The 22,008-nt window shown below is 64.2% G+C and carries 20 protein-coding genes; 7 read left to right on the forward strand and 13 right to left on the reverse strand.

Going from position 1 to position 22,008, the window contains the following annotated elements; all coding sequences use genetic code 11:
- The first annotated feature begins 40 nt into the window (after nucleotides 1-40).
- The 4 genes from ACVZUB_RS17245 to ACVZUB_RS17260 all read left to right on the forward strand — a co-directional run bounded on the left by ACVZUB_RS17245 (nucleotide 41) and on the right by ACVZUB_RS17260 (nucleotide 5,406).
- Nucleotides 41-1,180: a polyprenyl synthetase family protein gene (locus tag ACVZUB_RS17245; protein WP_285182738.1), complete on the forward strand. Its 1,140-nt coding sequence runs from the start codon at nucleotides 41-43 to the stop codon at nucleotides 1,178-1,180.
- Nucleotides 1,181-1,182: 2 nt separating this feature from the next.
- Nucleotides 1,183-2,775: a phytoene desaturase family protein gene (gene crtI, locus ACVZUB_RS17250; protein ID WP_285182737.1), complete on the forward strand. Its 1,593-nt coding sequence runs from the start codon at nucleotides 1,183-1,185 to the stop codon at nucleotides 2,773-2,775.
- 98 nt (nucleotides 2,776-2,873) lie between these two features.
- Nucleotides 2,874-4,451, forward strand: a complete 1,578-nt coding sequence (locus ACVZUB_RS17255; protein ID WP_042452824.1) for an alpha-(1->6)-mannopyranosyltransferase A — start codon at nucleotides 2,874-2,876, stop codon at nucleotides 4,449-4,451.
- Between the two features lie 10 nt (nucleotides 4,452-4,461).
- Entirely contained in the window at nucleotides 4,462-5,406 is a 945-nt protein-coding gene (locus tag ACVZUB_RS17260; protein WP_042452823.1) for a phytoene/squalene synthase family protein, read from the forward strand.
- A 20-nt stretch (nucleotides 5,407-5,426) separates the two neighbouring features.
- Here the strand turns inward: ACVZUB_RS17260 and ACVZUB_RS17265 are convergent, their stop codons facing one another.
- Entirely contained in the window at nucleotides 5,427-5,795 is a 369-nt protein-coding gene (locus ACVZUB_RS17265; RefSeq protein ID WP_003941747.1) for an Rv2175c family DNA-binding protein, read from the reverse strand.
- 334 nt (nucleotides 5,796-6,129) lie between these two features.
- Between ACVZUB_RS17265 and pknB the strand changes: the two genes are divergently transcribed.
- A complete protein-coding gene (pknB, locus tag ACVZUB_RS17270) occupies nucleotides 6,130-8,193 on the forward strand; it encodes a Stk1 family PASTA domain-containing Ser/Thr kinase (RefSeq protein ID WP_003941667.1) in 2,064 nt (687 codons plus the stop codon).
- A gap of 27 nt (nucleotides 8,194-8,220) precedes the next feature.
- Nucleotides 8,221-8,649 (forward strand): protein-tyrosine phosphatase family protein, encoded by a 429-nt coding sequence (locus ACVZUB_RS17275; protein ID WP_054187279.1) that lies wholly within the window; start codon nucleotides 8,221-8,223, stop codon nucleotides 8,647-8,649.
- Between the two features lie 83 nt (nucleotides 8,650-8,732).
- On the opposite strand, the gene ACVZUB_RS17280 is transcribed toward ACVZUB_RS17275, so the two are convergent.
- The 8 genes from ACVZUB_RS17280 to ACVZUB_RS17315 form a co-directional block, all read right to left on the reverse strand.
- Nucleotides 8,733-10,118 (reverse strand): class II 3-deoxy-7-phosphoheptulonate synthase, encoded by a 1,386-nt coding sequence (locus tag ACVZUB_RS17280; protein WP_482627563.1) that lies wholly within the window; start codon nucleotides 10,116-10,118, stop codon nucleotides 8,733-8,735.
- Between the two features lie 90 nt (nucleotides 10,119-10,208).
- On the reverse strand, nucleotides 10,209-10,700 hold the full coding sequence (locus tag ACVZUB_RS17285; RefSeq protein ID WP_482627564.1) for a polyadenylate-specific 3'-exoribonuclease AS: 492 nt from the start codon (nucleotides 10,698-10,700) through the stop codon (nucleotides 10,209-10,211).
- Nucleotides 10,701-10,766: 66 nt separating this feature from the next.
- Nucleotides 10,767-11,573: a lysophospholipid acyltransferase family protein gene (locus ACVZUB_RS17290; protein ID WP_047270098.1), complete on the reverse strand. Its 807-nt coding sequence runs from the start codon at nucleotides 11,571-11,573 to the stop codon at nucleotides 10,767-10,769.
- A 94-nt stretch (nucleotides 11,574-11,667) separates the two neighbouring features.
- Nucleotides 11,668-12,708 (reverse strand): ROK family protein, encoded by a 1,041-nt coding sequence (locus ACVZUB_RS17295; RefSeq protein WP_020969875.1) that lies wholly within the window; start codon nucleotides 12,706-12,708, stop codon nucleotides 11,668-11,670.
- 124 nt (nucleotides 12,709-12,832) lie between these two features.
- On the reverse strand, nucleotides 12,833-13,228 hold the full coding sequence (locus ACVZUB_RS17300) for a hypothetical protein (protein ID WP_007730069.1): 396 nt from the start codon (nucleotides 13,226-13,228) through the stop codon (nucleotides 12,833-12,835).
- A complete protein-coding gene (locus ACVZUB_RS17305) occupies nucleotides 13,225-14,475 on the reverse strand; it encodes an ArsA family ATPase (RefSeq protein WP_064113266.1) in 1,251 nt (416 codons plus the stop codon). The genes ACVZUB_RS17300 and ACVZUB_RS17305 overlap by 4 nt, the downstream gene beginning before the upstream one ends.
- Nucleotides 14,476-14,913 (reverse strand): SRPBCC family protein, encoded by a 438-nt coding sequence (locus tag ACVZUB_RS17310; protein ID WP_003941701.1) that lies wholly within the window; start codon nucleotides 14,911-14,913, stop codon nucleotides 14,476-14,478.
- 63 nt (nucleotides 14,914-14,976) lie between these two features.
- Nucleotides 14,977-15,363: an SRPBCC family protein gene (locus tag ACVZUB_RS17315; RefSeq protein ID WP_003941776.1), complete on the reverse strand. Its 387-nt coding sequence runs from the start codon at nucleotides 15,361-15,363 to the stop codon at nucleotides 14,977-14,979.
- Nucleotides 15,364-15,522: 159 nt separating this feature from the next.
- On the opposite strand from ACVZUB_RS17315, the gene ACVZUB_RS17320 reads away from it, so the two are divergent.
- A complete protein-coding gene (locus tag ACVZUB_RS17320; protein WP_482627565.1) occupies nucleotides 15,523-17,334 on the forward strand; it encodes an AMP-dependent synthetase/ligase in 1,812 nt (603 codons plus the stop codon).
- 96 nt (nucleotides 17,335-17,430) lie between these two features.
- Here the strand turns inward: ACVZUB_RS17320 and ACVZUB_RS17325 are convergent, their stop codons facing one another.
- From ACVZUB_RS17325 to ACVZUB_RS17340, 4 genes are all read right to left on the reverse strand, one after another.
- A complete protein-coding gene (locus tag ACVZUB_RS17325; RefSeq protein WP_003941734.1) occupies nucleotides 17,431-18,558 on the reverse strand; it encodes a glycosyltransferase family 4 protein in 1,128 nt (375 codons plus the stop codon).
- A 78-nt stretch (nucleotides 18,559-18,636) separates the two neighbouring features.
- Nucleotides 18,637-19,995, reverse strand: a complete 1,359-nt coding sequence (locus ACVZUB_RS17330) for a peptidase MA family metallohydrolase (protein ID WP_223304499.1) — start codon at nucleotides 19,993-19,995, stop codon at nucleotides 18,637-18,639.
- 74 nt (nucleotides 19,996-20,069) lie between these two features.
- Nucleotides 20,070-21,122 carry a C40 family peptidase gene (locus ACVZUB_RS17335; RefSeq protein WP_003941704.1) on the reverse strand — a complete coding sequence of 351 codons (1,053 nt, stop codon included), beginning with the start codon at nucleotides 21,120-21,122 and terminating at the stop codon, nucleotides 20,070-20,072.
- 324 nt (nucleotides 21,123-21,446) lie between these two features.
- The gene (locus tag ACVZUB_RS17340; RefSeq protein WP_003941754.1) at nucleotides 21,447-22,004 is read right to left on the reverse strand and encodes a C40 family peptidase; all 558 of its coding nucleotides are present in this window, start codon (nucleotides 22,002-22,004) and stop codon (nucleotides 21,447-21,449) included.
- Nucleotides 22,005-22,008: the final 4 nt, after the last annotated feature.

Here is a 22,008-nt window from a genome sequence, read left to right on the forward strand (position 1 = left end):
TCGCTTCCGTGTAACCATCCGGCGCGAGAACATACCGATCTTGGAGGCCACCCTGTCCGCAGGAACCGCGCGCGTTGGACAGAGTTCGACCAACACCGCACCGCATCCGACCTCACTCGAACTGCCAGGTTTGTTCGAAGCAGCGCTCCGCGACTTCTTCGCTTCACGCCGCGAACTCGTCACGAACATCGGCGGTGGATACGAGAAGGCCGTCAGCACCCTCGAGGCCTTCGTCTTGCGCGGAGGAAAGCGCGTCCGACCGTCGTTCGCCTGGACGGGATGGCTCGGCGCCGGAGGCGACCCGAACGGGAAGGACGCAGACGCGGTGATTCGTGCGTGCGCCGCCCTCGAACTGGTGCAGGCCTGCGCGCTCGTCCACGACGACATCATCGACGCATCCACGACCAGGCGCGGCTTCCCGACCGTTCACGTCGAATTCGAGGACCAGCACCGAGACGAGGAGTGGAGCGGCGACTCCGCGCACTTCGGCGAGGCCGTCGCCATTCTTCTCGGCGACCTGGCCTTGGCCTGGGCGGACGACATGATCCGAGAATCCGGGATCAGCCCCGAGGCGGCCGCACGTGTCAGCCCGGTCTGGTCGGCAATGCGCACCGAGGTGCTCGGTGGCCAATTCCTCGACATCAGCAACGAAGCCCGAGGCGACGAGACCGTCGAGGCAGCCATGCGGGTCAACCGCTACAAGACCGCCGCGTACACGATCGAACGCCCACTGCACCTCGGCGCCGCGCTGTTCGGTGCGGACGCCGAGTTGGTCGATGGCTACCGGTCCTTCGGCACGGACATCGGTATCGCCTTCCAACTTCGCGACGACCTGCTCGGTGTCTTCGGAGATCCGTCCGTCACGGGCAAACCGTCGGGCGACGATCTCATCGCCGGTAAGCGAACTGTCCTGTTCGCGATGGCGCTTGCCCGCGCCGACGCCGCAGATCCGGCGGCAGCAGAACTGCTCCGCAACGGAATCGGCACGCAGCTGACCGACACCGAGGTCGACACTCTGCGCCAGGTGATCACCGATCTGGGCGCCGTCACCGACGTCGAAACGCAGATCGACACCCTCGTCGAGGCAGCTGCGAACGCCCTCGACTCGAGCACGGCAACGGCAGAGTCCAAGGCTCGCCTGACCGACATGGCGATCGCGGCCACGAAGCGAAGCTACTGACCGTGGCACACGTGCACCGCACTCGAACCGTCAGCTCGCCGACCGATCGAGTCGTGATCGTCGGCGCGGGACTTGCCGGACTGTCTGCGGGGTTGTATCTGCGTGGCGCCGGCCGCGACGTCACGATTCTCGAGAGCAACAGCTCGGTCGGTGGGCGAGTCGGTGTCTACCAGGGCAATGACTACAGCATCGACAACGGCGCAACGGTGCTCACGATGCCCGAACTCGTCGAAGACGCGCTTGCCGCCGTCGGTGCCGACCCAGCCTCGACAAACCCCAAATTCGTTGTGCACAAGCTCGATCCGACGTACCACGCGCGATTCGCAGACGGCACCGCTCTCGATGTCCACGCCGATCCAGAAGACATGGCTGCCGAGGTATCCCGTGTCTGCGGGCCGGAAGAAGCGCAGCGATACCGTGCGTTGCGGCGATGGCTGAACCGGATCTTCGACGCGGAATTCGACCGCTTCATGGACGCCGACTTCGATTCTCCCCTCGGACTGGTCAATTCGCGTGACGCAGTCAAAGATCTGAGCCGGCTCGTCGCACTGGGAGGATTCGGGAAACTGGGCGGGCAGGTGGATCGCAAGATCCGCGACCCTCGCCTCCGGCGGATCTTCACCTTCCAAGCGCTGTATGCGGGCGTTGCTCCGTCTCGGGCCCTCGCGGTGTACGGGGCGATCGCTCACATGGACACCTCACTCGGCGTCTACTTCCCCGAGGGCGGAATGCGCACGATCGCCGAGTCGATGGCCGACGCCTTCACCGAGGCCGGCGGAATTCTGCATCTCGGCCGCACTGTCGAACGCCTCGAGGTGAGCGGACGGCGCGTGCACACCGTTCACTCACGCGACGGCGAGCGCTTCGACTGTGACGCCGCCGTCCTCACTCCCGACATGGCCGTCACGGACTCGCTCTTGCGCCCGCATACGCGATTGCGTCCGCGCCCGGTGCGTACATCGCCGTCCGCTGTCGTGATTCACGGCACTGTTTCCTCCGCGGTCGCCGACGAATGGCCCGCGCAGCGACACCACATGATCGACTTCGGCGAGGCGTGGAAGCGTACCTTCGCCGAGATCACGGCACGCCGCGGCCGCGGGCGACTGATGAGCGATCCGTCACTGCTCGTCACCCGACCGGCACAGACCGATCCGAGCCTGGCCTTCTCGCGAGACGGCCGAATCCGTGAACCGCTGTCAGTCCTCGCGCCGTGTCCGAATCTGGACAGTGCAAGTCTCGACTGGTCGACTCTCGGCCCGCCCTACGTGCGCGAAATCATCCTCACGCTGCAAGAACGTGGCTACACGGGACTGGTCGAAGGGTTCGAGGTCGATCACGTCGACACCCCGCAGACCTGGCTCGAGAAGGGCATGGCCGCGGGTAGCCCGTTCGCAGCGGCACACACCTTCACCCAGACGGGGCCGTTCCGACGCAAGAACCTCGCCCGCGGCTTCGACAACGTCGTTCTCGCCGGATCGGGAACCGTTCCGGGGGTGGGAGTACCGACCGTTCTGCTGTCCGGACGGCTCGCCGCCGAACGTATTACCGGTACACGCGAGCGAGCCAGCGCGGTGGGCACTCGTGCGAGCAACTAAACTGGCCCCTCGTAACCGACCATTCATCCACGATTCACCGACTCGGGCGCTGCACGCGCCGATCGACACCGATCTCCTCGGGGGAGGAACCTGCACCGATGACGTCCTCTGCCGCAGCCACTGAAAGACCGTGGCACCTAAGGGCCGCCAATTTCCTTCGGACTCCCGAAGGTCACAGTGCACTGCTCGGTTTCTTCGGCGCAGTCATGATCACTTTCGGCGGATTCGGTGCCGGTAGCGTCCGGCGCCAAGATCCGCTGCTCGAGTCGATGTATCTGTCCTGGCTCCGTTTCGGCCACGGATCGATTCTGTCGGCGGCCATCGTCTGGATCGGTGTCCTGTGCATGATCGCCGCCTGGGTTCGACTGGGCCGCTCGACTCTGCGCGGTGACGTCTCGTTGCGCGGATTGCGCTACGTCGTCCCGGTCTGGACGTTTCCGCTGCTGTTCGCGGTGCCCATGTTCAGCCGTGACGCCTACTCCTACCTGGCGCAAGGCGCGTTGTTGCGCAACGGCTTCGACCCGTATGCCGTCGGCCCCGTCGTCAATCCGGGAATCCTGCTCGACAACGTCTCCAACGTGTGGACGACGACAACTACCCCGTACGGTCCGGTTCACCTTCTCCTTGCCGACGCCATCGTTCGGCTGACCGGTGAGAACGTCATCGCCGGCACGATGCTGTTGCGGATCACGATGCTCCCCGGACTCGCCCTGATGATGTGGGCCGTTCCCCATCTCGCGACGAAGCTCGGCGGAAACACCTCGATCGCCCTGTGGCTCGCAGTACTCAATCCCCTCGTCCTGATCCACCTGATCGGCGGCGTTCACAACGAGATGCTCATGGTCGGCCTCATGGCCGCAGGCATTGCGCTCGCTCTCGAACGCAAGCACCTCTTCGGCATCGGGCTGATCGCGCTCGCCGTCGCGATCAAGGCAACCGCAGGCGTCGCACTTCCCTTCATAGTCTGGATCTGGATGATCCACGAGCGGGAGGACGCCGCAGCGGCCGGGCGAGAACCGGCGTCACCGATCCGATCGTTCGTCAAAACGGCCGGCGCAGGTTTCGCGGTGTTCGTGGCGGTACTCGGATCCACCTCACTGATCGCCGGAGTCGGCCTCGGCTGGACGACGGCACTCTCCGGTTCGGCAAAGATCATCAACTGGCTCTCGCTGCCCACGATCGTGGCGCACATCGGAACCATGGCAACCTCCTGGTTCGCCGGCGACCATTTCAACGACATCCTCGAAGTCTCCCGGACCATCTCGGCGGTTGTGTTGATCGCGATCATCGCCGTCGTGTGGTGGCGCTACCGCAAGACCGAGCGCGACGCCGTCATGGGCATCGTGATCGTGATGGTCGCCATCGTCGTTCTGTCCCCCGCAGCACTCCCCTGGTACTACTCCTGGCCACTGGCAGTAGCTGCCGGTTTCGCAATGTCGCCGACGACTCTCGCCGTACTGACCGGGCTGTCCACCTGGCTGATGCTGGTGTTCCAGCCGGACGGATCGATCGGCCTCTACACCTTCCCGCACGTGGCTCTGGCCATCGTCGCTGCCGTGATCGCGGCGATGTCCTTGCAGACGGAAGATCCACTGCGACTTCGTGGACGCAAACACGAGAAACCGATCGACATGACGTCAGCCGCCTCGGCGCCCTCGACGTCAGGATCTGCGTGATCCGCGTGTCATGAACGCACTGCCTGCGTCCTATGAATTCTGCGAGGACGTGACGAGGGAACACGGCCGAACGTACTTTCTGGCCACCCGGTTGTTGCCCGAACCTCGACGCCGCGCAGTTCACGCGCTCTACGCATTTGCTCGCGTCGTCGACGACATCGTGGACGAACCCTCGGGTCCGCATGAACGAGGCACGGTGCTCGCCGACGTCGAACGTGCAGCCGTCAACGCACTCGACAACCCCACTGCGACAGGTGGCTTCCCGTCGACGGTTCCCCTCGACCTGACACGCGTACTCCCGGCCTTCGCGGATGCTGTGAAGACGTTCGACATCCCGCGCGCATATTTCGATGCCTTCTTCGAGTCCATGCGGATGGACGCCCCCGACACGGCGAAGTTTCGACCCGTTTACAACACGATGGACGAACTCAGCGAGTACATGTACGGCTCTGCCGTCGTCATCGGTTTGCAGATGCTCCCGATTCTCGGAGTGAGCGTTCCGCAGCAGGAAGCGGTAGTGCCCGCGTCGAATCTCGGTGAGGCGTTTCAGCTGACCAACTTCATCCGCGACGTCGGTGAAGACCTCGACCGGGGACGTCTGTATCTACCGGCGGGCGAGTTCGCCGCATTCGGGGTCGACATCGAGATGCTCGAACATGGGCGAAGAACCGAAACGGTGGACGTTCGGGTCAAGCGCGCGCTGGCACACTTCATCGCCGTGACGCGGGGGCGGTATCGGACCGCCGAATCCGGCATCCCGATGCTCGACCGACGGGTCCAGCCGTCGATCCGCACGGCTTTCGTGTTGTACGGAGCAATTCTCGATCAGGTCGAGCGCGCCGACTTCCGGATACTGCACCGACGTGTGTCCGTTCCAGGACGCACGCGACTTCGAGTCGCTGCGCCGGGTCTGGTCCGGTCGGCAACCTACGCGGCGAAAAACCGCATGCGGTGAGTTGTCAGAAGGCCGGCAGCTCAGAAAGCCATGGCCTGTGCGCGGCGGATGACCTCACGCGCGAGATCACCATGCAGTGCGTCCACCGGGCGCCCCGGCAGGGAATCGTCGGCCAGGAACAACCAGCGGAGGATTTCGACATCGGTGTAGCCGCCGTCGTGCAGCACCGCCAGCAGACCGGGCAGCCACTTGACGATCTGGCCGTCCTCGCCGAAGAACACTTCGGGGACACCGAGAACGCCATGCCGCTTGACTGCAATGATCTTGTGATCGCGAAGCAACTGGTGAACCTTGCTCACCGGCAACCCGACGTTCTTCGCCACATCCACCAGCTGGAACAGGGAAACCGAAGAATCCAGGACATCATCACAATAAGGAATCGCGCTCACCGCGAGAAGTTTATCCGGTCCGGCGAGCCCGCTGTGTACCGCCCGGTGCAGTGCTCGAAACTGCCGCTCCGCTCAGGTCACAGCGCTCTGTGACGTTCTCGAGACTTCCGCGTCGGTATCGCTGGCTACGATGGACGGGATGCGGCGTATCAGTAACCGGGATTTCGCGGTGGATGTGAATCGGTGCCCTCACTGCGGGAACCGGTACGCGGTATACAACCACCCACATTGCTGACAGCTACCACCCAGACCGCAAGCAGACAGATCACAAGCACGCAGATCACAAGCACGCAGATCGCAAGCACGGAGGAACAGTCATTACGGAGGTCGAGGGTTGATCGGCGAAATGCTCGAGCGCCGCTATCGAGTGGACGCACCGATCGCGCGCGGCGGTATGTCGACCGTGTATCGAGGCCTCGATACACGGTTGGATCGACCTGTCGCGATCAAGGTGATGGACCCGCAATTCGCCGGCGATCCAGCGTTCCTGACTCGTTTCGAGTTCGAGGCCCGGGCCGTGGCCCGACTCAAGCATCCGGCCCTTGTGGCCGTCTACGACCAAGGCAGCGATCGCAATCACGTGTTCCTCGTGATGGAACTCGTCGACGGTGGCACCTTGCGTGAACTCCTTCGTGAGCGCGGACCGATGCCGCCACACGCAGTCGCTGCAGTCGTGGCACCTGTCCTGGACGCGTTGGCGGTGGCGCATCGAGCGGGACTGGTTCACCGTGACGTCAAACCCGAGAACATCTTGATCTCGGACACCGGCGAAGTGAAGATCGCCGACTTCGGATTGGTGCGTGCAGCTGCGGCAGCAACCACCACCTCCAACAGCGTGATCCTCGGCACCGCGGCCTATCTGTCGCCGGAACAGGTGACGTCAGGAATTGCCGACACTCGAAGCGACGTCTACTCGACCGGTGTGTTGATGTTCGAACTTCTCACCGGTACAACACCGTTCACCGGCGATACGTCACTCTCCATCGCCTACCAACGCATCCACGACGATGTCCCGCGCCCAGGTTCACGTATCCCCGGTGTACCGGCGCAGTTCGATCGTCTGGTCGCCGAAGCCACTCACCGCGAGCCCGCACATCGTTTCGCCGACGCCGGTGAGATGGCAGCTGCACTTCGCAGTGTGAGCGAGCAACTGGAACTTCCGTCATACCGCGTTCCCGCTCCGCGTCGAAGCGCCCAGCACCAGAGCGCGCAAGTTGCCCCGGCCCGGCCACAACCGGCGCCTGCGCCTCCCACGGAGGTACACCCGAACTCTGCTGCGCGCCCGAACCCTGCTGCCACGACGGTATTGGCGTCCGGCGTGGCCCCGGCTGTGGCAGCCACCACGGCGCTCGGCACGGGCTCTCCTCCCCCTGGCGGTATCCAGCACACTCGCGCGGTCACCGCACAAACTGCTCGTCCGGCGACGGTCGACGGCGACTCGGATTTCGACGACGGTTCCGATTTCGGCGACGACCACCCGGGGCACGACGATCCGCATGCTCATTTTGTCGAGGCACGACGCAAATCGCGACGAGCCACCCTGATCTGGCTGCTCGTCATCGCGGTCCTCGCGCTCGCGTTGGGCTTCGGCGGATGGTGGATGGGCTCGGGCCGCTATACAGCTGTTCCCTCGATCGACGGGCTGACCAAGGACACTGCGGTCACCGCTCTGCAGGACGCCGGGCTCTCCCCCGACGTCCAGGGTCAGTACTCCGACGCCCAACCCATCGACACGGTGATCGGGACAGACCCGGCCTCCGGCTCGAGGGTTACCAAAGGCTCGACCGTGGCGTTACTGACTTCGCTCGGGCGTCCGACTGTCCCGCCCATTCCGGCCGGCGGCGACGTCTCGGCCCTGGGCGCACAACTCGCCGACCGCACTCTCGTCGCGGTCGACGGCGGGGACACATTCAGCTCCAAGATCCCGATCGGCGGCGTGGCCGCGCTCGACCCGGCACCGGGAACCGAAGTTGCCGTGGGCTCCTCGGTCAAGGTCATCACGTCCAAAGGGTCACCGCCCGTAGACATTCCCGATGTGAAGGGCATGTCCGAGAACGCTGCGCGCGCCGCCCTCGACAAGGTAGGCATCTCAGTCAGCACCACCAGAACAACGTTCGACGACGCCGTCGAGGGCGGTAGCGTGATCGGCACCGATCCCGCAGTCGGGTCCTCCGTCAACGCCGGCACCTCCGTGGTTCTCCTCATCTCCGATTCCGTCAAGGTTCCCTCGCTGATCGGCCGCTCCGTCTCCTCAGCACGCGAAGAACTCGGCCGCCTCGGCCTCGAGATCACCGTGCGTCAGCTCACCCAGAACGACAGCTCGGTCATCATCAGCCAGAGCGTCAAGAACGACCTCGTTGCCAAGGGCACCGACATCAGCGTCGTCGCAATTCCCTGACAGTCCGCTTCGGCCTAATCTGAATTCATGGCCACGTGGGAACCCGAGAGCATTGGGATACTCGACTTGCCGTCGGGGAGATCGATTCGGGGTCGAGGACTCCGCAATCCACTTCCTTCGGGACCTCTCCCCACCTTCGGCGTCTATCTGACCGGTAAAGAACCTCCCGACACCGAGTGGGAGTCGGAGTGGGTCCGCTGGCGAGATTTCTGGTTGCCGAGCGATCCCGATGCGCTGCGCAGGGCCTTGCACGAAGTGTGGGTGCGCTCGGAAACCGAAAGAGTCGAGATCGCGTGCGGTGGTGGATACGGCCGCACCGGAACAGCGTTGGCCGCTCTTGCCGTCATGGACGGAGTGCCCAGTGAGGACGCCACCGCGTACGTTCGCGCACGTTACTCACCTCGCGCCGTCGAAATGCCCTGGCAGCGCCGATTCGTCACACGATTCACGCAATAGCGAACGCCCCCACCTGCGCGAGCGGGTGAGGGCGTTTGCCGAAAACCTATGCCGGCGCGAATCAGCTTCGGCGAAGCAGGGTTTCAGCCTCGCAGCATCTCGGCCACGAGGAACGCGAGCTCCAACGACTGTTGGGTGTTCAATCGGGGGTCGCACGCCGTCTCGTAGCGACCGCCGAGATCGAGGTCGGAGATGTCCTGCGCGCCGCCGAGGCACTCGGTGACGTTCTCACCGGTCAGCTCGACGTGGATGCCACCCGGATGCGTGCCGAGACCGTTGTGGACCTCGAAGAATCCCTGGACCTCGTCGACGATGCGGTCGAAGTGGCGCGTCTTGTACCCGGTGGAGGCTTCGTGGGTGTTGCCGTGCATCGGATCGCACTGCCAGATGACCTGGTGACCGGTGGCTTGGACCTTCTCGATGATCGCCGGCAGCAGGTCGCGGACCTTGCCGTTGCCCATGCGCGAGATCAGAGTCAGACGACCTGGCTTGTTGGTGGGGTCGAGACGCTCGACGTATTCCACCGCCATTTCCGGCGTCGTGCTCGGGCCGATCTTGAGGCCGATCGGGTTGGACACCAACTCGGCGAAGGCGATGTGCGCGCCGTCGAGCTGACGAGTGCGGTCACCGATCCAGAGGAAGTGAGCCGACAGGTCGTAGAGCTTGGGGTGATCGCTGTCGTTGTCGAGACGCAGCATCGCGCGCTCGTAGTCGAGAACCAGAGCCTCGTGGCTGGCAAAGATCTGTGCCTGGTGCAGGCTCGGATCGGTGACGCCACACGCGTTCATGAACTGCAGGCCGCGGTCGATCTCGGCTGCCAGTTGCTCGTAGCGTGCGCCCGCGGGAGACGCTGCGACGAATTCGCGGTTCCAATCGTGCACCTTGTGCAGGTCGGCCATGCCGGCGCCGGTGAGCGCGCGAACCAGGTTCATCGCGGCGCTGGCGTTGGCGTATGCACGCACCAGTCGCGAAGGATCGTGGGCGCGGACTGCCTCGTCGGCGACGAGCGAGTTGATCATGTCGCCGCGGTAGGACTTCAGACCCAACGAGTCGATGTCGGCAGAGCGCGGTTTGGCGTACTGGCCGGCGATGCGAGCGACCTTGACGACCGGCATCGAGGAACCGTAGGTGAGCACGACGGCCATCTGCAGCAACGTGCGGATGTTTCCCTTGATGTGCGGCTCGGTGTTGTCCGCGAAGGTCTCGGCGCAGTCACCGCCCTGGAGCAGAAAAGCCTCACCACACGCGACCTGCGCGAGACGCTCTTGCAGCGCCTCGACTTCGCTGGCCACCGTGATGGGAGGCACGCTCTCGAGCACAGTCCGCATGGCTGCCGCCTGGTCAGCGGGCCACGAGGGCTGCTGAGCAGCGGGCTTCGCGAGCGCCTCGTCGAGCTGCTTACGCAGTCCGGCAGGCAGCGGCGGGAGTTCGGGCAAGCGGTCGATCGGCACGTCGACAGTCCAGTTCACCTCTACAGGATATTCGCTCGCTCGTCGGCGCGTCACACAGGCTCTCGATCGCAGCCCAATCGGAACACTTCCCGCGCACCGAAACCTGGGTCAGCGAAGTGACCGTGCAGCCGAAATGGCGTCGAACTTCACGAGGTTGTGCCTGGCGTCGGCAAGTGCGTCGTGTGCGTCGGCGGGCGCCGACGGGAGGGTAGGACTGCCGTTGTCTTCCCAGAACTGTCGGAGTTCGCGGGTGTACCGCGGCATCGATTGCGGTAGTTCCGTCATGTCGCCCCACAACTGGCACAGCGCGACGTGGTCGTAGGCGGCGACCCACGCCCAGAGCTCCGGAACCACCATCGGCCGCGGAACGAAGAATTTCAGAAGATCGTCGCGGATCTTCTCGCGTGATTTCCACAGCGGCGACGAAGGCTGCGGCAACTTCGGCAGCACGTTCTTGCGCACCCAACTACCGGCACGGGCGGGATCGAACTCCGTCGAAACCGCGTAGTACTCTCGGCCGTCCTCACAGACAACGCCGATGGACACGAGATCGATGGTTCGACCGTCTTCGATGAATTCACAGTCGTAGAAGTAGCGCACGTCCGAAAACTATGCCGCACGCGCAGGCTCTGGAGCCAATGCGCGTGCGGCCGGTGTGGGAAATCTCTAGCTGGCTTGTGCGTCCGGGAGCGAATCCTTGTCGGTCTTCGCGGATTCCTTCGACTCGGCCGAGGCCACGAGATCGACAACCGACTCGCTGCCTTCCGCCGGAACGTCGACGGCAGCTTCGGGTTTCGTGGGCGCCTGGTTCTTGAGGCTCGCCGCGTAGATGTCCACGTACTCCTGGCCGGAGAGTTTCATCAACTTGTACATCACCTCGTCGGTCACAGCGCGCTCGACGAAGCGGTTTCCGCCCATGCCTTCGAAGCGGGAGAAATCGATGGGTTCGCCGACGATCACGGTGACCTTGGCGGGACGCCACATCCGTGAGCCGATCGGATTCATCTTGTCGGTGCCGACCATCGCTACCGGGATCACCTTGACGCCCGATTCAAGTGCGAGGCGCGCCATTCCGGTCTTGCCTTTGTAGAGGCGACCGTCAGGCGAGCGCGTCCCCTCGGGGTAGATACCCAGCAGGCTGCCCGAACCGAGGACCTTGAGACCGGCGTTGAGTGCATCCTGCGCCGCGTCTGCACCGGTTCGGTCGATGGGGACCTGACCGACCGCGGTGAAGAACCACTTCTGGAAAGCGCCCTTCAGACCGGAACCGGTGAAGTACTCACTCTTGGCAAGGAACGTGATGCGGCGGTTGACGCGAAGCGGAAGGTAGAACGAGTCCAGAACCGCCTGGTGATTGCTGGCCAGAATGGCCGCCCCGTCAGTCGGAATGTTCTCGTGACCCTTGACCGTCGGACGCCCGAGCAGCCAGAGAATCGGCCCCAGCAACACATACTTGAAGAGCCAATACCACACGGCGTCCCTCCCATTCACAGCTGAATTTCGCTGAGTACGACCTTACTGCCGACCGGTAACCCCCGCTACACACGCCCCTGCAGGATCGACCCGATCACAGTCCGGCAGACGTGGTTCCAGCGCCGTCGACCCCACCGAGATCCTGAGGCACTACCGATCGGGCCAAAGCGGCGGCGCCGACCATGCCCGCAGCTTCGCCCAGCTGAGCGGAACGGATGCGGGCCAGTGGGCGGTGCTTCGCGCCGGTCAACAATGTCGCGTATTGCTCGCGGGCGTCGTCGAGAAACAGTGGGGCAGAACTCGCGACGCCGCCGGCGATCACGACCAGATCGGGATCGTAGACGTCACCGACCATGGCCAGACCCACGGCCAGCCAACGGGTGAACTCGGCGATCGTTGCAAGCGCGAGTGGGTCACCGTCCTGCGCGGCGTTGGCGATCCGGCGACCGGTGAGCGAACCAGGATCCACCGCTACCTCACGCGCCAGGACCGTCGACGCGGCCGGGTCGGCGGCAAGCAGTTCGATTGCCGTGTCGACGAGCGCCGTTCCGCTGCAATAGCGCTCCCAACACCCACGTTTGCCACACGCGCACTGACGCCCGCCCGGAACGACCTGGATGTGGCCCAGTTCGGGGGCGACGCCGTGACTCCCCCGGTACAGCTCACCGTTGATCAGCAGCGCACCACCGATGCCGGTCCCGATTGCCACCATCACGACATTGCGGCCACCTGCGGCCGCGCCGAATCGGTGCTCCGCGAACGCCGCTGCATTGGCGTCGTGTTCGAGAACGACCGGCAAGCCGAGCCGCTTGCTCAAGTCACTTCCGACCGGCGCGTCCACCCATGGCAAGTGCGGAGCGAACCGAACCGAGCTTCGATCGGAGGTGATGAAGCCGGCGACCGCCAACCCCACGGCCGATACCTCGTGCCTGGTGACCAATTCGCGCACGACGCGATCGAGACCGTCTTCGAGTGCCCTGGCCGACTGCGGGGTCGGGGCTTGAATCATCTCGAGCACTTGTCCGTCGACGTCCACGACGGAGGCCCTGATACTCGTCCCGCCGACGTCGATGCCGACCGTCAAGATGTCGTCCATGGTGGAGTCGGAGACCGCTTTCAAGCGGCGCGCGCTCATCGCGACGATTCCCGCGCGAGCGGCGTCCGCTGGAGTGCGCACCCTGAATCGGTGCCTCGTGCGTCGGTGACCATTGTGTCGATTGTGCTCATCTCGGGCCGTTCGCTCTACCCGGGGTACTGAGTCAGTCCTTGACCGTCACGTTGATCGGGACAAATGCCGCCGTGCGAGTTCGCTCCGCACCTGGCGTCGTCGGACCGCCTTCGGGTCCACGATCGGGGCCTGACGGCCCCCCGAGAAACTCGTCGAGAATCTCACGAAGCAACGCAAGGAATGCTGCTGCTTGACCCGCGAGGAATGCCAACAGTTCGTGGTGCTCACCGCGAACCAGTGCGGCGAGGGCGCACACCGGGCACCAGCTGCAGCCGGTGAACACCGGCTGCGTGTCCGTGGACGCCGAGTCACTCGCAACGTCGGCCGTCGCTGCTGCGGCCTTCTGCAGCACCGGTTCCAGGCGCGTCAGAACGGTTTCCGCCAGCGCGCGAAACTCCGCGACGAGGCGCTCGTGCTCTTCGCTCATACCGGCCACACCGCGGGATCCGGGCTGAACCGGATGATCAGGTAACTGCCGTCCAACTCCGCCCCGTTCACGACACAACGACGCAGCACCGACGCCAAACGAACTCTGCGTCGTACGCCGTCTGCTCCCACCAGCACATCGTCCTCCACCCGGCCCAACGACAACGACGACGGATCCACGAGCGGAAGGTACATCCGCATCACGTACACCGAATCGACTCCGGTCCCGGACTCCAACGACACCACGATGTTGTCCGCGGTACCGACGGTGCCCGAATCCGTGCCCGCTCCACCCTCGAACGTGGCCGCGATCTCGCCCAGAGCGGCCAACCCTACCGGTTCGGCGCAAGCGCGTTCGACCGTTGTGACGGACATTCCATCGGTTGATCCACGCAGTTCGTCCACGACGAGTGCCTGAGCCGCCCGGATCGACGCGAGCCACTGCGCCGCCGGTGAATCGTCGACACTCTTCCCGGCGGACGAGTTGAACTGCGGGACAAGGTTGTTGACCACAATCCCGTCAACTCGCAACCCGGCCAGAGCCAGCCCGGACAACGTCCGACGAGTCGCCGCGACCGACACGCCGTCGGCCGACGTCACCACACGCACGCCGGTGTTCTCCCGATCCGAGAGGTGAACCGCGATCCGATCCACCGACGCGAGCACGCGTTCGACGACGGACACGAACAGGAGCAGCCGCATGTCCGTACCTGTCACAGCGACCATCCGCCTGTGCCGCGGCCACAATCGCTCGAGATACTCCGACACCATCGACGGCGAGCCGAGTAGCCGCAGCGCTTCGGCTGCGGCCGGACAGTCCACGATCACGAGGTCGTAGTCGCCGCTGTCCGAGAGGTCGACGATCTCGGCGAGCCCGAGCATGTCTTGGATGCCCAGGGATCCCGTCAACTCTTCCGGTTCCAAGCCCTCGAACGACGAACCGTGTTCGTGATCTCCCGCTCCGAAAGTTCCTGCAGCGTCGATCAACCCCGACAATCCTCGGAACTTGTCCTCGAGGAGCGCTGACGTGTCGAGTTGCCGGACGTCGAGACGCTCGGTGAGAGATGTGGTCGTTCGCGGATTCGGCACGCCCAGGACGTCTGCAAGAGAACCTGCCTGATCGATCGACACGAGCAGCACTCTCGCCCCATCGGTCGCAGCCGACACAGCAGTCGCTGCGGCAAGCGTCGTCGTGCCTACTCCGCCTTTACCGACGAACAGTTGGACGCGCGATCGTTGCTCCGGCACTCAGCCCTCGACTCGCTTCTTCAGTTCCTTCAGAGCTGTGTCGGTGATGATCTTCTCGGCCTTGCGCTTGAACAGTCCGATCATCGGAATCGTCAGGTCGACCGTCAACTCGTAGGTGACCGACGTGGTGCCGTTCGGGCCGGGCTCGAGTGTGTACGAACCGAATTGGGACTTCTGAATCTCGCCCGAGATCAGCTCCCAACTCACCGCCATACCGTCCGGTGCCCACGAATACTGCAGTTCGTAGGTGTCCTTCACCATCCCCGCGTCGAGGACGAAACGTACTCGGTCCGCGCGGCCGCCCTGTCCCGGCGCCGTCACCTCGACGGACTTCGCCGCGGCCACCCACTCGGGGTACCGCTCGAAATCGGCGATGACGTCCATCACGGCGTCGGCAGGAGCGTCGATGCTGATCAACCCCTTGGTCTTCTCGGCCATACGACTGCGCTACCTTCCTTCGTCAAAAGTCCAGAACCTGCACAACGTGCAGTGCTTCGATTATCAGTCCGGTGCTACTCCGGCGGCACGTCCCGCTTCGAGTTCGCGTTTGAGCTGGAACGACATGACCTTGCCATCGACCCGACGCTTGCGGTTCATCCCGGCGAGGTCGAGGGTCGCCAGATCGGACGGCGATACGCCGACCGGCTCACAGTGCAGGAAGTAGTGCGCGATCGTCCCGTCCATGACCGGTTCGAGCCACACCTCCATGGTGCCGACCAGCTGACCTGACACTCCCCAACGGAATCCTGCGGGACCGCGATCTTCCCGGACTTCGAGCTCGAGATCACTGAACCAGCGACGCCACTGCGCGCGCGAGGACAACAGTTCGGCGACCCGCTCGGGCGGGGCGGCGATGAAAGTCTGGTCTGCGACCTGAATGCTGCTCACCGAAGTAGCTTCACATATCGCGTCCGCGAAGCGTCGAGGGGTGTCGCAACACTACATACCGGACAGACTGTAAGCCTGGCCACAACTGCGTCGGACATGCGACTACAGTAGGAGACGAAAACCCTACTCGTCAGTATTTCGCAGTGTCGGAGGTATTTCGTGCCTGAGTTCAGCGCACCCCAGACGTTCACCATTCCCGAGGATGCCTCCGCGGTCGACTCGGTCTTCGCCTTCGCGAAGACGAAGCCGGCGGCGGTTGTCTACAAGCGCAAAGTCGGAAATGCATGGGTCGATGTCACTGCAGGCGATTTCGCCGCTCAGGTGACTGCCGTCGCCAAGGGCCTCATCGCGATCGGCGTCAAGCAGGGCGACCGCGTCGGCCTCATGTCGGCGACGCGTTTCGAATGGCCGCTCGTCGACTACGCCATCTGGGCGGCCGGCGGCGTGACGGTTCCGATCTACGAAACCTCCGCAGCCGAGCAGGTTCGCTGGATTCTCGAGGACTCCGAAGCAATCGACCTCATCGTCGAGAACGACGCACATGCCGCGACCGTGAAGGACGTCGCTGCAGCCGCCCCCGCGCTGCGCACGGTCTACCAGATCGATGCCGCGGCAGGCGGTAAAGGTGTTGTCGAGGAATTGACCGCATTGGGCGCCGACATCTCCGACGAGGACGTCCACGCCCGCGTCGCGGCACTGAAGGCATCCGATCCCGCGACCCTGATCTACACGTCGGGCACCACGGGCCGACCCAAGGGCTGCCAGCTGACGCACTCCAACCTGATTGCCGAGTCGAAGGGCATCCTCGACTCCAACCTGGGCACGCTGCTCAAGACACCCGGCGTTCGCACTCTGATGTTCTTGCCGCTCGCGCACGTTCTCGCTCGCGCAGTCAGCATCGCGTCGTTCGACGCCGGTGCAGCGCTGGGGCACACGAGCGACATCCCGAACCTCGTTCCGACGTTCGGCGAGTTCAAGCCCGACTTCATCCTCTCGGTGCCGCGCGTGTTCGAGAAGGTCTACAACAGCGCACGCGCCAAGGCGCACGGCGACGGCAAGGGAAAGATCTTCGACGCGGCCGCAGACACTGCCGTCGCGTGGAGCGAGGCGCAGGACAAGGGCGGCGCCGGCATCGTTCTCAAGGCCAAGCACGCTCTCTTCGACAAGCTCGTGTACTCGAAGCTGCGCGCAGCGCTCGGCGGGCAGTGCCAGCTGGCCATTTCCGGTGGTGCACCTCTGGGCGCTCGACTCGGCCACTTCTTCCGCGGTATCGGTGTCACGATCTACGAGGGCTACGGACTGACCGAGACCACCGCAGCGTTCGCCGTCAACACCATCGGCGCACAGAAGGTCGGCTCTGTCGGAAAGCCGTTGGCCGGCAACTCCGTTCGTATCGCAGAAGACGGCGAAATCCTCCTCTCGGGACCGGTGGTCTCCACCGGCTACTGGCGCAACGAGAAGGCGACCGCCGAGTCGATCGAGAACGGCTGGTTCCACACCGGCGACCTCGGCACCGTCGACAAGGACGGCTACATCACCATCACCGGCCGCAAGAAGGAAATCATCGTCACGGCAGGCGGCAAGAACGTCTCCCCCGCTCAGCTCGAGGATTCCCTTCGCGCGCACCCGCTGATCAGCCAGGCCATCGTGGTCGGCGACCAGAAGCCTTTCATCGGCGCCCTCATCACCATCGACGCCGAAGCTCTTCCCGCCTGGAACGAGCGCAACAACAAGGCCGCAGGAACCACAGCGGCCGACCTGGTTTCGGACGGCGAACTGGTCGGCGAAATCCAGGACGCCATCGACGAGGCCAACAAGCTCGTCTCACACGCCGAGGCGATCAAGAAGTTCCGCATTCTTCCGGTCGACTTCTCCGAGGACACAGGCGAACTCACGCCCACGATGAAGCTCAAGCGCAACGTCGTGCACGAGAGCTTTGCCGCCGACATCGAAAAGATCTACGCCAAGTAGTCTTTCGCCGATCAGCCCTCTGCCGACACGAACGTGCCGACATGAACGGCCCGCACCGAATTCGGTGCGGGCCGTTCGCGTTCGAGTCCCGTTTGCTCAGCCGAGGAGATTACGCAGTTTCGAAGCGAGCGTGTCCCACTTCCAGTCTTCGGCAACCCATGCCCGGCCGGCTGCTCCCATCGCGGCCGCGCGATCACGATCGGACAGCACCTCGATCACGGATTCGGCGACGTCGCGAACAGAGGTGCCGTCGACCACGAGCCCGGTCTTGTTCTGCTGCACCGTTTCCGGAGCGCCACCACTGCGCCCGGCGATGACCGGCACACCGGTAGCCGAGGCCTCGAGGTAGACGATTCCCAGTCCTTCGACGTCCAATCCGGCGCCTCGGGTACGGCACGGCATGGCGAACACGTCGGCGATCGTGTGGTGCGCCGCCAACTCTGCGGCGGGCACCGTGCCCGTGAAGACGACGTGATCGTCCATCCCGGTCTTACGCGCCAATTGGCGGAGATGGTCCTCGTACGGCCCACCTCCGACGATCACCAGTACCGCCCCGTCAATGCTCTTGCGTACGGTCGGCAGCGCCTTGATGAGCATGTCCTGCCCCTTGCGTGGCACGAGCCGCGACAGGCACAGGATCGTGGGCCGCTCGCCCAGCCCGTATCGCTTACGCAGTTCCGCGCGGGCGACCGAGTCCGGGTGGAACACTGACGTGTCCACTCCGGAAGGAAGGTGCTCGAGCGCCGCTTGCGGGCCGAAGGCCGCCGAGAACCGCCCACGGGTGTATTTGCTGACGAACGTCACCGCATCGGTGTGGTCACCGATCACACGCAACGACTGCCGCGCACCGGGAATCATCGACCATCCGACCTCGTGGCCGTGAGTACTCGCGATCACTCGGCTCGCTCCGGCACGTCGAACAACCGGCGCCAACAACGCCAACGGCGCTGCCGCACCGAACCAGACCGACTCGCAGTCGTGCTTCTTGACCAACTTCGCGGCTCGACGAGCGACAAAAGGCGACGGCAGCATCAGCGTCGTCGGGTGCCGAACGACCTCGAAAGGCTGTGCCGCATCGAACTTCTTGTGCGAGTCGCCCCGCCACCGCGGTGCGTACACCACCAACTTGTCCGGCGGCAGATGCCCGGCGAACGTGTGGAGATACGACTGGATACCTCCGGGGCGAGGAGGAAAATCGTTGGTCACCAAGAGGGTCCGGCGCATCCGTCCACCGTAGGGCACTCGGTGCTTCAAACGTGCGAAGGGCACCTCGCCGCTGCAATCGACCCAGCCGCGAACCGCTCAGCCCAGATGGCTGTTGGTCCAGTCGACCCATCCGGCTCGCAGTTCCTCGGTTCCGACGCCAACGACCGCTCGGATCCGCGAATCGAGGTCTTCGGCCGTCATCTTTCCGGAGGCGAGAGCGCGAAAGAGGTCGGTCAGCTTTGCTTCTCCGAATCGATCGGCGATATACGCGTTGATCGACCACGCCGATTCGTACGCCAGTGAACTCACGACCGGTACACCGCTGAACTGCGTGTCGTCCGGAAACTCGGTCGGAGTATCGCCGGAGCGTACCGCTGCTGCCAGAGTCGGCGCGATCTCACCCCAGGCCCGCGAGGATCCACGGTTTCCCGCGTATTCGGCAAACCCTTCCAATACCCACATCGGCGACCCGTCACGGGTTTTCGATCGGGCGGCTATGTGCATCAGTTCGTGGCGCAACACCGTTCGCCTGGTGATGTCGGTCAACCTCGAAGCCGCGGCAGGCGAGAAGACCACTCGCTGGCCGCTCACGTCGGATGACCCGTCCGCCGTCGCATCCGCGACCGACACTGCAGCAATCGAAGCGCCGTCGTGATGGGAGCCGACCAGTGCGGTGAATTCCTCAGCGGACCCCGCCACCATGAGCACCGCGCGCTCGGACCACCACGGCCCCCACAACTGCGTCGTGTTCTCGATGGCTGAGTCCACATCGGCAGCCAAAGCGTCGACGAACGCCTGCTGACCCGGGTGGCCGATCACCAGCGCGTTACCCGCAGAATTCTCGGCGACGGCAAGCGGGCCGAAGTCCCAGGGGCCATTCCAGGATTCGCCCGCCGTTCGGGCGCCGTCCAGTCCGACGATCGACCCGTCCGCAAGAACCGACCACTGATCGCCGCGTTTCGCGAGTGTCATGGACACTGCCTTGCGCGTGGGCAATGCGTCGACGCCGTCGAGGGCGTACCGCAACAGAACTTGCGCATTCCATACTTCGACGTCTCCGCCCGGCGCACCGGTTCGCGGCGCCGGAGTCAGGCCGCCGCTGGGAATCTCGTATCCCCAGTCGGAGAATTCAAGCGCTCCCGCAGCAGTGGCTCGTCGAACTTCCGCCTCGAGCACACCGGGTGCGGCGGCACTGTCGACGAACTTCGCCAGCCCCGACGGATCGTCGGACATCTGAGCCGCGGCCCATGCATCGAGAAAGCTCTGGACTTGAGCGCTGCGTTCCGCGTCCTGTTCGGCGGCGGCGTTTTCGTCGGAATCGGACCTGTTCGTCAGGAAGATCGTCAGGCCCAGAACGAGCACCACGGCTACACCGAGCGCCACGAGGGCCGGATACTCCCAACGGCGTGGTCGATCTGCGCCGACGTCGGGCGTCGTCATCGGTTCAGTCGGCACGGTGCCGAGTGTAGGAGAACTCGACTCGACGCTTCACGGCGGCTGGCCACACGCCGCTCGGGCGCAGCAAGCCGTCAGTAACGACGCGCAGTGGAGAACTCCATGCCTGCCATCGACTGGACCTTCACCGGTACGCCGAACGTCGACGCATGCAGAATGTTTCCGTCGCCGGCGTAGATGCCGACATGCGAGTTGTCGCTGTAGAACGTCACGACGTCGCCGGGCTGTAGTTGGTCCCTCGACACCGGTACACCGCCCTGCGCCTGCGCTTGGCTCGATCGCGGCAGAGTCTTTCCGATCTGCTTGTAGGCCCATACCACCAGACCTGAGCAGTCGAACTCGTTCGGGCCGGTCGCGCCCCAGACGTACGGGTCACCGATCCGCGTGAGGCCTGCCTGCAGAGCAGCAGCACCCGAGCCAGGGGTCAAGTTAGCCAGAATTTTGCTGAGATCGACGTCCGGCGGGAAAGGCGTACCGCTCAGTTGGTTACGTTCGTCGTCGGTGAGATTCTGGAAGGCTTTGGTCACGTCGGCGATCTGCGTCTGCAGTTCACTCTGCTTGCGCTGCAAATCGTCACTGAGCGCGCGGGCTTGATCGGCGGCGGTTCGCGCTTCTTCGGCCGATCGCTTCGACGCTTCCGAGGCGGCACGCGCATCGGCAGTGGCTTGGTTGAACTGAGAGACCTGTACTGCCGCGTCGTTGGAAATCACGTCGAGCGCAGACATCTGGTCGAGCAACTGCTGCGGCGAGTCGCTCACCATCAACGCAAAGAGGCGATTGGTTCGCGCACCCTGGTAATTCGCTGTGGCAATACGGTTTACCGCCGGAGCGAACTCGGCGACGCGCGCCGAAGCCGCGTCGAGAAGACCCTGATCGGCTGCCGATCGCACGTCCGCATCATTCGCGACTGCCAGCTTCGCGTCGAGGTCGATCTGCGCGTTGTGCAGCGCTTCGTTGGTCTGCTCGGAAACCCGGGAGAGTTCACCGAGCTTGTCGAGCGCCTCGGTGGGGTTGGTGATGACGGGGTCGGCACCGGCCTGCATCGAAGGCCCTGCAACGAGTCCGAACGCCAGCACTCCCACTGTCAATGCGGCCCGTACTCGACTGTTGTTTTTCGATGAAACCACGGAATGCAACTCTCCGTCTCGGTGAAGCGACGTCGACCGGGACCGGTCGACGATCTGTTAGCTGGCTGTCAACTATCCACAGTACCTGTCTCGGCCGCGCAATGTCTCGATAAGGTTACGGAACGGCATACGTTTGTGTCTACTCGCCGGTAGGCGTGTCGGGGTGAAGTACCGGGCGAATTGTCGCGAAACGAAAATGTGGGCCCCGAATCGAAGATTCGAGGCCCACATTCGAAGATCCGGAGCTCCCCCGAGCTCCGCCGCATCACAGCGGCGGATCGTTCCGACTGCCTACCGGAGACAGCCGTCGAGCGTGTTCAGAAATCAGTAACGGCGAGCGCCGTCGTACGGCATCGAGGACACCGGAGCGAGCTTCACGGGCTGACCAGCGGTCGACGCGTGGATGACATTGCCGTTACCGGCGTAGATGCCCGAATGCGATCCGCCGTAGAAGGAGATCACGTCGCCGACCTGAAGATCGGACTGTGCGACGGCAACGCCGGCTGCAGCCTGGTCGTAGCTCGTGCGAGGCAGGTTGAGACCGGCCTGCTTGTATGCCCACTGAACGAGACCGGAGCAGTCGAATGCGTCCGGGCCGGCTGCGCCGTACACGTACGGGGAGCCCAGCTTGCTCTCTGCGGCGCGAACTGCCTGCTCACCAACACTGGAGATGGGAGCGGCCGGTGCAGCCGGTGCGATGTCGGTGATGCCCGGAATGACCGGCAACTGAGGAATAGAAACGCCCGGAACCTCGAACGTGCCGACGCCGGGGATGGTGATGGGGTCTGCCGAGGCAGGTGCAGCGGTTGCAGCGAATGCTCCGACTGCGAGCGCGCCGGCTACTGCCAACTGCGCTGAACGCTTGAAACTCTGTGACGCCACTTAA

It is taken from the genome of Rhodococcus sp. OS5 (genome assembly GCF_056837585.1).

Bases quoted from the DNA above. Each gene is read 5' to 3' on its own strand.
- ACVZUB_RS17255 (WP_042452824.1), top strand. From the start codon at position 2,874: ATGACGTCCTCTGCCGCAGCCACTGAAAGACCGTGGCACCTAAGGGCC.
- ACVZUB_RS17260 (WP_042452823.1), top strand. From the start codon at position 4,462: ATGAACGCACTGCCTGCGTCCTATGAATTCTGCGAGGACGTGACGAGG.
- ACVZUB_RS17275 (WP_054187279.1), top strand. From the start codon at position 8,221: ATGGCCACGTGGGAACCCGAGAGCATTGGGATACTCGACTTGCCGTCG.
- ACVZUB_RS17295 (WP_020969875.1), bottom strand. From the start codon at position 12,708: ATGAGCGCGCGCCGCTTGAAAGCGGTCTCCGACTCCACCATGGACGAC.
- ACVZUB_RS17300 (WP_007730069.1), bottom strand. From the start codon at position 13,228: ATGAGCGAAGAGCACGAGCGCCTCGTCGCGGAGTTTCGCGCGCTGGCG.
- ACVZUB_RS17310 (WP_003941701.1), bottom strand. From the start codon at position 14,913: ATGGCCGAGAAGACCAAGGGGTTGATCAGCATCGACGCTCCTGCCGAC.
- ACVZUB_RS17325 (WP_003941734.1), bottom strand. From the start codon at position 18,558: ATGCGCCGGACCCTCTTGGTGACCAACGATTTTCCTCCTCGCCCCGGA.